Below are 10,248 nucleotides of genomic sequence, written 5' to 3' on the forward strand. Positions count from 1 at the left end.
CTGCCGGCAAGCCTGTGAGGAGTTTCCATGACTGCCATAACCATTACCGACGCCGCCCACGATTACCTGGCTGACCTGCTGTCCAAGCAGAACACCCCAGGCATCGGCATCCGCGTCTTTATCACCCAGCCCGGCACCCAGTACGCCGAGACTTGCATCGCCTACTGCAAGCCCGGGGAAGAGAAACCTGAAGACACCGCCCTGGGGCTCAAAAGCTTCACTGCGTACATCGACAACTTCAGCGAAGCCTTCCTCGATGACGCCGTGGTCGACTACGCCACCGATCGCATGGGCGGCCAGTTGACCATCAAGGCGCCCAACGCCAAGGTACCGAACGTCAACGCCGACAGCCCGGTCAACGAGCGCATCAACTACTACCTGCAAACCGAGATCAACCCTGGGCTGGCCAGCCACGGCGGTCAGGTCAGCTTGATCGATGTGGTCGAAGACGGTATTGCCGTGCTCAAGTTCGGCGGCGGCTGCCAAGGCTGCGGCCAGGCGGACGTGACCTTGCGTGAAGGCATCGAGCGCACCTTGCTCGAACGTATCCCGGAGCTCAAGGGTGTGCGTGACGTGACCGACCACACGCAGAAAGAAAACGCCTACTACTGAGTAAGGTGTTCACTGCGAATAAAAAAACGGCGCCCCGTGAGCGCCGTTTTTTATGCTTAAAATTCAGTGCGTTACGCAGTCTATTTAACAAAGTAGATCAACTGTGGGAGCTGGCTTGCCTGCGATGACGGCCTATCAGCCAACAAATCCGGTGGCTGATACACCGCTATCGCAGGCAAGCCAGCTCCCACACTTCAGGGGCGATATAGGTGCGCATGGCCCGCCCGATACAGCGACGATTCGCTGAAACCATCACTGGCCAGCACCCGACCCACCACAATCAACGCCGTACGCCGAAACCCTTTGGCCGCTACTTTCTCGGCAATATCCGCCAACGTGCCCAGCACCCAATCCTGATCCGGCCACGTCGCGCGGTGTACCACGGCAATCGGGCAGTCCGCGCCGTAGTGCGGTAGCAGTTCGGCGACGATTTTCTCCAGGTGGTTGACCCCCAGGTGAATTGCCATCGTTGTGCCATGCTGCGCCAAGCTGTCGAATGCCTCACCCGCCGGCATGCTGGTTTTATCGGCATAACGGGTCAGGATCACACTCTGGGCGATGTCCGGCAGGGTCAGCTCTGTTTCCAGCAACGCGGCGCAAGCCGACACTGCAGTCACCCCAGGGATGATCTGGAACGGTATGCCCAACTCACGCAAATAACGGATTTGCTCGCCAATCGCGCCATACAGGCTCGGGTCGCCGGAGTGAACGCGGGCCACATCCTGGCCGTTGGCGTGGGCTGCCTTGATCAGCTCAATGATCTGTTCCAGGTGCAATTCGGCGCTGTTGACTACCTGTTCAGCCTGATGACCTTGCAATACCGCTGCCGGCACCAGGGAGCCGGCATAGATGATCACCGGGCAGCTGCGGATCAGCCGCTGGCCCTTGACGGTGATCAATTCCGGGTCGCCGGGGCCTGCGCCGATAAAGTAGACGGTCATGGGAATTCCTGTTGAAAAACGGGCGAGCATGAAAGTTGCTCATGATCGAGGAGGGCAATTATCGGGATTTTAGTCGGCGCACGCCAATGCAAAGGTGGCCTGGGCGGTTTTTTTGCGCGTGATCAACAGGCGGGCAGGGCGCTGGGAGAGCTGTTCAGCCAGGGCCAGGGCGGCGCTTTCGGCGATGCCATAGCAACCTGTATGCGCAAAAGCGACGGCTGACTTGTGGCTCAAGCGCTGTTCATAACCGGCCAATTGTGCAGCACTGAAACACTGCAAAGGCAGCTCCAGCAGTCGGGCCAGGGCCAGCAGGCCGGGTTCAGCGTGTTTGCGATCAATGCTCGCCAACGCGGTGATGCGTTGGCGTTCAATGCCGCCGTCGGCGAGGGCTGCGTCAAGCAGGCCGAGCAGGGTGTGAACATCACAGCCGCGCTGGCAGCCCAGGCCGACCACCAGTGTCATGCCGAGTATTGACTGTCGCGGTTGCGACGAAACAGCCATGCGCTGATCCAGCCCAAGGCCAGCCAGAAGGCCACGTTAGTCAGGTGCGAGGCGATTTTGAACTGTGCTTCCAGGGCTTCGGGTGCCAGCATCGAATGCACTTGCGGTTGCGGCGCGCCGATCACGTGGGGCACGGCCAGGATCGCCACGCCCAACACCTTGAGCAGCCAGCTACGACCAAACACCAGCAGTGCGATACCGGCGGCGGTGGAGGCCGCGGTGCCGATCCACCAGATCTGCCGTTGCGCCAGGTCGGCGGCAGCCGTGCCCGGCAACTCCGGCGGCAGCCCCAGGGTGGGCGCCAGTACAAACGTCGCGTAACCGGCCAAGCCCCAGAGCAACCCTTGAGCCGTGCGGGTCGGCGCGCGCAAGGTGTAGAGACCGGCCAGCATCAGCGCGAAACCGACCGCTACCACCAGGTTGCCGCCAGTGGTCGACAACACACGCTGCCAGCCATTTTCCGGCTCCCAGGCTTCGGCGTCGTGGGTGTGGGCTGCGGCGCCAGCGGCGTGTTCGTGCGCCACTTCGACGGCCGGGGCATTTTCAAAGGTTTCCGCCTGCAGAATCAGCGGGGCGACCCAAAAGCTTTGCAGCAGGGTCAGCAACAGGGCGGCCAGCAGGCCAGTGAAACCTGCGGTTTGGGCAATACGCTTGATCATGTCGGCAGGCCTCAGTGGCACGGGAACGCGGCGCTGTGGCGGGTATCGTGGGCGGCGTTGTGCACCGCTGCGATATGCGAGAAACCGGCGAAGTACACCAGGCACGCGCCGAGGATCGACGCGCCGATGGCGGCGCCCAGGCGCTGGCTCAAGGTAGTGGTGCTGCTGGCGGTGTGCGAAGTGCTGCTGATGATCGACATGGCGCGTCCCTTCAGGGGTTCAGGGTGACGCAGGCGCATGAAAACCCCGCGAGGCAGGCACGCAGGGTTCCGAACAGCGCCCGCCCACCGCGGGTTTGTTATCTGGTTTTTTCGGGCCGGTCTCCGGGCTTGCGAGGGGCGCTCTTGGGAAAAGAGGTGGGCCGTATCAAGCATCTCCTTCCCATGCACAGGCACAGTGGATTTGATGCTTCGCTCGCTTACCGTTGCGGGGGCAGCACCGGACTCGTCATCACGCGATGACTCACCGGTTTCCCGTTTCACCCTGTGAAGGGCACCCGAAACAAGATGTGTAGGAGAGCATGGGCGGGCGACGGTAGTCAAATGGCGCGAGCCCCTGTAGCCTTGCACCTTCGAGGTTCTTCGGCCCACGCCGAAGCTAAGAAGGGAACGCGGTCCAAGCCGCGGCTGCCCCCGCAACTGTGAAGGGTTCAGCTGCCTGCCACGCCACTGCCATAACGGCGGGAAGGCGCAGCCAGCGCGGGTCGCAAGACCCGCAAACCCCAAGCCAGGAGACCTGCCTCGCAACCGATTTTCTACTTAACCGGGCGGGGTGATCCGGTGACGAAATCCGCTGCTGCGCGCCGTCGCAGGGTCTATCGTCCCGTCTGCCCGCCCCCAAGGGCATCCGATGAAAACACTGGCCAAACTCCCCGTCACCATCGTTACCGGCTTCCTCGGTTCGGGTAAAACCACCTTGCTGCGCCATATGCTCGACAACGCTCAAGGCCGTCGCATTGCCGTGATCGTCAACGAATTCGGCGAACTGGGCATCGACGGTGAAATCCTCAAGCAGTGCTCCATCGGTTGCACCGAAGAAGAAGCCAACGGCCGCGTTTACGAATTGGCCAACGGCTGCCTGTGCTGCACCGTGCAGGAAGAGTTCTTCCCGGTGATGCGCGAGCTGGTGGCACGTCGCGGCGACCTCGACCATATCCTTATCGAAACCTCGGGCCTGGCCCTGCCAAAACCGCTGGTGCAAGCCTTCCAGTGGCCGGAGATTCGCAGCGCCTGCACGGTTGACGCGGTAATCACCGTGGTCGACAGCCCGGCCGTGGCTGCCGGCACCTTCGCCGCCTTCCCGGACCAGGTTGACGCCCAGCGCAAACTCGACCCGAACCTGGACCACGAATCGCCGCTGCACGAGCTGTTTGCCGACCAGTTGGCCAGCGCCGACCTGGTGATCCTCAACAAATCCGACCTGATCAGCGCCGAAGACCTGGCCCGCGTGCGCCTGGAAGTCGCCGAAGAACTGCCGCCGGCCGTAAAAATCATCGAAGCCAGCAGCGGTCGCCTGCCATTGGACGTGCTGATCGGCCTGGGCGCGGGTTCCGAAGAACACATCGACGGCCGCCACAGCCATCACGATCATCACCATGAAGGTGAAGACGATCACGACCACGATGCGTTCGACTCCATCTCCATCGACCTGCCGCAAGCCGACGAAGCGCTGCTGCTCGACGCCCTGACCCAGTTGGTGGTGCAACACGGCATCCTGCGCGTCAAAGGCTTCGCGGCGATCCCGAACAAGCCGATGCGCTTGCTGATCCAGGGTGTGGGCACGCGTTTCGACAAACATTTCGACCGTGCCTGGGGCGCCGACGAAGCGCGCATCACACGCCTGGTGCTGATCGGCCAGGAGCTGGATGCGGCGGGCCTCGAAGCGCAATTGCGCGCAGCGCTCAGCGTTTAACCCATGCACCTGCTCAGGACTCAGCCGGGTGGTTTCGTTTCGGACGACAATATTGCCGACCTTGGGCAAACCCCTGCCGAGCTGGTGATCCTGTGCAGTGGTGATTCCAGCCTTGCACTGTTGGCCGAGGCCGGCCAGCAGTTACCCGATGACTACCCCAGCTTTCGCCTGGCCAACCCCATGCAGGTGCAAAACCACGCCTCGGTCGACCTCTACGTCGACGAGGTGCTGCGCCACGCCAAGGTCATCCTGATTTCGCTGCACGGTGGCATCGGTTATTGGCGCTACGGCATCGAGCGCCTGGTGGAGTTGGCCGAGCGCGGCGTGCAGTTGATTCTGGTGCCGGGCGATGATCGCCCCGACCCGGAACTCAGCGGCTTAAGCACCGTTGGCATGGCTGAGCGCGACCGCCTCTGGCACTTCTTGCGCCAGGGCGGTTTGGGCAATGCGCTGGATTTCTACCGTTGCCTGGCCAGCAGCCACCTGGGCCGCGATTACGCCTGGGACGAGCCGCAAACCCTGGCGCGCACGGCGATTTATCACCCGCATAAACCCCACCCACGGCTGAACGACTGGCAGGCCGATTGGCACGCCGACTGGCCGGTGGCGGCGGTGTTGTTCTACCGCTCGCACTTGCAGGCGGCCAATACCGGTTTTATCGATGTGTTCTGCCAACGCTTGCAGGCGGCGGGTCTTAACCCGCTGCCGATGGCGGTGGCCAGTTTGAAAGAACCCGGCTGCCTGACAGTGGTCGAGGACTTGCTGGATGCAGTGCAGGCGGCGGTGATTTTGAACACCACCGGCTTTGCCCAATCCAGCCCGGAAGCCCCGCACCTGCGGCCGTTTCGCCGCAATATCCCGGTGATCCAGGCGATCTGCGCCCAGGACAATCAACCTGGCTGGGAGGCCAGTGAACAGGGCCTTGGCCCGCGTGACCTGGCCATGCACATTGCCTTGCCGGAGCTGGACGGGCGCATTATCAGCCGGCCCATCAGCTTTAAAGATTTAGCCTGGCGCAGCGAGCGCAGCCAATCCGACGTGGTGTGCTACCGCGCAGCGCCGGAACGCATGGATTTTGTCGCTGAACTGGCGCGGCGCTGGGTCGAACTGGCGCGAGTACCCAATGCCGACAAACGCATTGCGCTGATCCTGGCCAATTACCCGACCCGCGACGGCCGCATCGGCAATGGCGTGGGGCTGGATACGCCGGCAGCGGCGCTGAATATCCTGCGTGCGCTGCAAGCCGAAGGTTACCCGGTGCCGAGTGAGTTGCCCGCCAGCGGCACTGCCTTGATCCATGAATTGCTCGGCGGCGTCACCAACGACCTCGACAGCCTCGACCTGCGCCCGTGCCATCAAAGCCTGAGCCTGGACGACTACGAGGCGATGTTCCAGCGCTTGCCCGAAGCCAATCGCCAGGCCGTGCTGGAGCGCTGGGGCGCGCCGCACCACGACCCGATGTGCCGCGACGGGCGCATGATGATCGCCGGCCTGCGCCTGGGCATGACCTTTGTCGGCATTCAGCCGGCACGCGGTTATCAGGTGGACCACAGCGCGGTGTACCACGACCCCGACCTGGTGCCGCCCCACGGCTACCTGGCGTTCTACTTCTGGTTGCGCCACACCTACGGCGCCCATGGCGTGATCCATGTGGGCAAGCATGGCAACCTTGAATGGCTGCCGGGCAAGGGTGTCGGGTTGTCGCAACATTGCTGGCCGGATGCGTTGCTCGGGCCGTTGCCGAATATCTACCCGTTTATCGTCAATGACCCAGGCGAGGGCGCCCAGGCGAAGCGCCGCACCCAGGCGGTGATCATCGACCACCTGATGCCGCCGCTGACCCGCGCCGAAACCTATGGCCCGCTGCGTAACCTGGAGCTGTTGGCAGACGAATATTACGAAGCGCAGTTGCTTGACCCACGCCGTGCCCTCGAGCTGCAAAAAGACATTCTCAAGCTGGTGCGCGAAACCCGAATCGACCAGGAACTTGAGCTGGATAACGACGCTGACGCGGCGGTCTGGCTGCCGCGCCTGGACACCTACCTGTGCGACTTGAAGGAGTCGCAGATCCGCGACGGCCTGCATATCTTTGGCGAGTCGCCCGAAGGCCGCCTGCGCATCGACACCTTGCTGGCCTTGCTGCGCATTCCCCGTGGCGATGGGCGTGGCCCGCAATCGAGCCTGCTGCGGGTGTTGGCCAAAGCCTTCGACCTGGGTTTCGACCCGCTCGATTGTGCCCTGTCCGAGCCCTGGACCGGGCGCCGTCCCGAGGTGTTACAGAAGATCGACGCGCAGCTGTGGCGTACCGCCGGTGACACCCGCGAACGCCTGGAACTGTATGCCGCGCGCCTGATCGAGCAGGCACTGGAAGGGCCGCTCGAACAGCTCGAAGAACCCGGTTGGGAAGACGTGAAGTCGGTCATAGAAAGCCTGCGCATTGTTGTCGCGCCGCGCCTGGACGCCTGCGGCCCCGCCGAAATGCGCGGCCTGCTGGATGCCCTGAGTGGCCGTTTCGTACCTGCCGGCCCCAGCGGTGCGCCAAGTCGCGGGCGCCTCGACGTGCTGCCTACCGGGCGTAATTTCTTCAGCGTGGATGTGCGCAACCTGCCCACTACCACGGCCTGGCGCATCGGCTTTCAATCCGCCAACCTGATCCTTGAGCGGCACTTGCAAGACCACGGCGACCATCTGCGCCAGCTCGGTCTCTCTGTATGGGGCACCGCCACCATGCGCACCGGCGGCGACGATATCGCCCAGGCCATGGCGCTGATGGGCGTGCGCCCGGTATGGGCCACCGGCAGCCAGCGTGTGGATGACTTTGAAATCCTGCCGATCAGCTTGTTGGATCGCCCACGGGTGGATGTGACGCTACGCGTGTCCGGGTTCTTCCGCGATGCGTTCGCCAACCTGATCCGCCTGTTCGATGCGGCGGTGCAGGCGGTGGCGGCGCTGGATGAGCCAGACGACATGAACCCGCTGGCGGCCAAGGTGCGCAGTGAGCGTGAAGCGTTGCTCGAGTCGGGCCTGGATGAAGCGGCCGCGGCAAAGCAGGCCGGCTGGCGCATCTTTGGCGCTAAACCCGGTGCCTATGGCGCGGGTGTGCAGGGCGCGATTGACGGTCGCCTGTGGCAAAGCCGCGAAGACCTGGCCGAGGTCTACCTGAACTGGGGCGGCTACGCCTATGGGGGTGCCGACGAAGGCACCGCCGCCCGCGACCAATTCGCCCAGCGCCTGAGCCAGGTACAGGCGGTGTTGCACAACCAGGACAACCGCGAACACGACCTGCTCGATTCCAACGATTACTACCAATTCCAGGGCGGCATGCTCGCCGCCGTGGAAACCCTGAGTGGCGACAAGGCCGCCAGCTACCATGGCGACCACAGCCAGCCGGACCTGCCGAAGATCCGCACCTTGAAGGAAGAGCTCAACCGGGTGATCCGCTCCCGTGCCGCCAACCCCAAGTGGATCGACGGCGTGAAACGCCACGGTTATAAAGGCGCATTCGAGATGGCGGCCACGGTGGACAATTTGTTCGCATTCGACGCCACCACTGCACTGATCGACGATCACCAATACGCCTTGCTTGCCGACGCTTACCTGCTCGACGCCGACACCCGCGCCTTTGTGCAGCAGCACAACCCGGCGGCATTGCGAGACATGACCGAACGCATGCTCGAAGCCCAGCAACGCGGCATGTGGCAGGAGCCGGGCGCGTATCGCGAGGCGTTGGAAAACCTGTTGCTGGACATAGAAGAAGACAGCTGACCGATCGTTCCCACGCTCCGCGTGGGAATGCAGCCAGTGACGCTCCGCGTCACAAAAGCGGACGCAGAGCGTCCAGTGAGGCGTTCCCACGCGGGAGCGTGGGAACGATCCATTAGCAGAATTTAAAGAGAGCAGGCATGACTGATATCCCCCATTTCCCGCTGTCCGCCGTGGTCGGCGCCGATGAGCTGAAACTGGCGCTGTGCCTGACCGCCATCGACCCGAAAATCGGCGGTGTGCTGATCGAAGGCCCGCGTGGCATGGCCAAGTCGACCCTGGCGCGTGGCCTGGCGGATCTGTTGGCCAGCGGCCAGTTCGTCACCTTGCCGCTGGGCGCCACCGAAGAGCGCCTGGTTGGCACTCTGGACCTGGACGCCGCGCTGGGCGAGGGCCGGGCGCAGTTTTCCCCCGGCGTATTGGCCAAGGCCGATGGTGGTGTGTTGTATGTCGATGAAGTCAACTTGCTGCCCGATCACCTGGTCGACCTGCTGTTGGACGTGGCCGCCAGCGGCACCAACCTGATTGAGCGCGATGGCATCTCACATCGCCATTCGGCGCGTTTTGTGCTGATCGGCACCATGAACCCGGAGGAGGGTGAGTTGCGCCCGCAACTGCTCGACCGTTTCGGCTTTAATGTGGCGCTGAGCGGGCAGACTTTGCCGAGCGAGCGCGGGCAGATCATCCGGCGCCGCCTGGATTTCGACAGCGACCCGGCTGCGTTCTGCCGCCAATGGGCCGAACCGCAGGCGGCGCTGCGTGAGCGTTGCACCCAGGCGCGCCAGCGGCTCGACAGTATTGAACTGGATGACCAGGCCCTGGCGCAGATCACCGAGCGTTGCTTTGCCGCCGGTGTCGATGGCTTGCGCGCCGACCTGGTCTGGTTGCGCGGCGCGCGCGCCCATGCTGCCTGGCGCGGCGCGAGTGCCATCGCCGAGGAAGATATCGAAGCGGTGGCCGAGTTCGCCTTGCGTCATCGCCGCCAACCGCAAACGCCGTCGACAAGCCCGCCCGATCCAGGCCAGGCTGCAAAACCGTCTGACCCATCACCCGGCCAGGGCCAGTGGGGCGATATGCCCGCGCCCGCATTGCCCACGGGCGCCCGCCGGGAAGTACCCACCTGGCCAAAAAAGCCCTAGGCATTCGCCCTCGACCTGACGCGGGGGCGGATGCCCGGCCCAAGGCAGGGCGACTGGAACATGGCAGGCACGGCAAGGCGCGCAGCGCCCAGCGTGGCGCGATCAATTGGCCGGGCACCTTGCTCGGTGGCCGGCCGCAGTGCCGTGAGGATCTGCTTTATCACCTGCGCAGCCGCGCGGCCCATGAGTTGTGGCTGGTGATTGTCGATGCCTCGGCGTCCACCCGCCGCCATGGCGCGCTGAGCGACGCCAAAGGCCTGCTCGCCCAGCTGTTTGACGACGCCTACCGGCAGCGCGCGCGCATGGCGTTATTGACCGCCAGCGGGCACTCGCCTAAATGGCAGGTGCAGGGGCTCAAGGCCGCCAAAGGCTTGAGCGGCTGGCTGGCGCAGCTGGGCGCCGGTGGCGGCACACCGTTGCTGGCGGCGTTGTCCGAAGCTGGCCAATGGCTGCACGCGCGCCGCCGGCGTTACCCGGCCGAGCAGCAGCGGCTGCTGGTGATTACCGATGGGCGGCTCAAGGCTATCGCTGGGTTGCCTGTGCTCGATTGTCCTGGGCTACTGGTGGATATCGAGCGTGGCCCGATCAGGCTGGGCCGCGCAAAACAGCTGGCGCTTGAGCTGCATCTGGACTATCGGCCTATCGATAGTTTGTAGGCTTGATAAAACTGAACGCTGCCTGATTCCCGCTTGTCCCCGCTTCCCATGTCACCCCCTGCCTGCC

The 10,248-nt window shown here is 63.8% G+C and carries 9 protein-coding genes and 2 riboswitches; of the genes, 5 read left to right on the plus strand and 4 right to left on the minus strand.

The window, feature by feature from the left end; translation table 11 throughout:
• Nucleotides 1–27: 27 nt before the first annotated feature.
• Nucleotides 28–612 carry a Fe-S biogenesis protein NfuA gene (gene nfuA, locus HX790_RS18360; protein WP_017136914.1) on the plus strand — a complete coding sequence of 195 codons (585 nt, stop codon included), beginning with the start codon at nt 28–30 and terminating at the stop codon, nt 610–612.
• A gap of 194 nt (nt 613–806) precedes the next feature.
• On the opposite strand, the gene cobM is transcribed toward nfuA, so the two are convergent.
• From cobM to HX790_RS18380, 4 genes are all read right to left on the minus strand, one after another.
• Nucleotides 807–1,553, minus strand: a complete 747-nt coding sequence (gene cobM / locus HX790_RS18365) for a precorrin-4 C(11)-methyltransferase (protein ID WP_099549117.1) — start codon at nt 1,551–1,553, stop codon at nt 807–809.
• A gap of 69 nt (nt 1,554–1,622) precedes the next feature.
• Nucleotides 1,623–2,015: a cobalamin biosynthesis protein gene (locus tag HX790_RS18370; RefSeq protein ID WP_176991883.1), complete on the minus strand. Its 393-nt coding sequence runs from the start codon at nt 2,013–2,015 to the stop codon at nt 1,623–1,625.
• Nucleotides 2,012–2,713, minus strand: coding sequence for a CbtA family protein (locus tag HX790_RS18375; RefSeq protein ID WP_138449542.1), 702 nt, complete (start codon nt 2,711–2,713; stop codon nt 2,012–2,014). Before HX790_RS18375 ends, HX790_RS18370 begins: the two co-directional genes overlap by 4 nt.
• A gap of 11 nt (nt 2,714–2,724) precedes the next feature.
• The gene (locus HX790_RS18380; RefSeq protein ID WP_169987686.1) at nt 2,725–2,913 is read right to left on the minus strand and encodes a CbtB-domain containing protein; all 189 of its coding nucleotides are present in this window, start codon (nt 2,911–2,913) and stop codon (nt 2,725–2,727) included.
• A gap of 96 nt (nt 2,914–3,009) precedes the next feature.
• A riboswitch (cobalamin riboswitch) is annotated at nt 3,010–3,228 on the minus strand.
• A gap of 42 nt (nt 3,229–3,270) precedes the next feature.
• Nucleotides 3,271–3,471, plus strand: a riboswitch (cobalamin riboswitch).
• 91 nt (nt 3,472–3,562) lie between these two features.
• Between HX790_RS18380 and cobW the strand changes: the two genes are divergently transcribed.
• From cobW to HX790_RS18400, 4 genes are all read left to right on the plus strand, one after another.
• Nucleotides 3,563–4,624 (plus strand): cobalamin biosynthesis protein CobW, encoded by a 1,062-nt coding sequence (gene cobW, locus HX790_RS18385; protein ID WP_017136909.1) that lies wholly within the window; start codon nt 3,563–3,565, stop codon nt 4,622–4,624.
• 3 nt (nt 4,625–4,627) lie between these two features.
• A complete protein-coding gene (cobN, locus tag HX790_RS18390; RefSeq protein ID WP_017136908.1) occupies nt 4,628–8,389 on the plus strand; it encodes a cobaltochelatase subunit CobN in 3,762 nt (1,253 codons plus the stop codon).
• Between the two features lie 137 nt (nt 8,390–8,526).
• Nucleotides 8,527–9,525, plus strand: a complete 999-nt coding sequence (locus HX790_RS18395) for an ATP-binding protein (protein ID WP_176991878.1) — start codon at nt 8,527–8,529, stop codon at nt 9,523–9,525.
• Nucleotides 9,526–9,578: 53 nt separating this feature from the next.
• Entirely contained in the window at nt 9,579–10,181 is a 603-nt protein-coding gene (locus HX790_RS18400) for a VWA domain-containing protein (protein WP_099549150.1), read from the plus strand.
• Nucleotides 10,182–10,248: the final 67 nt, after the last annotated feature.

The organism is Pseudomonas sp. IPO3747 (genome assembly GCF_013385245.1).
In the GTDB taxonomy this organism is placed as follows: domain Bacteria; phylum Pseudomonadota; class Gammaproteobacteria; order Pseudomonadales; family Pseudomonadaceae; genus Aquipseudomonas; species Aquipseudomonas edaphica.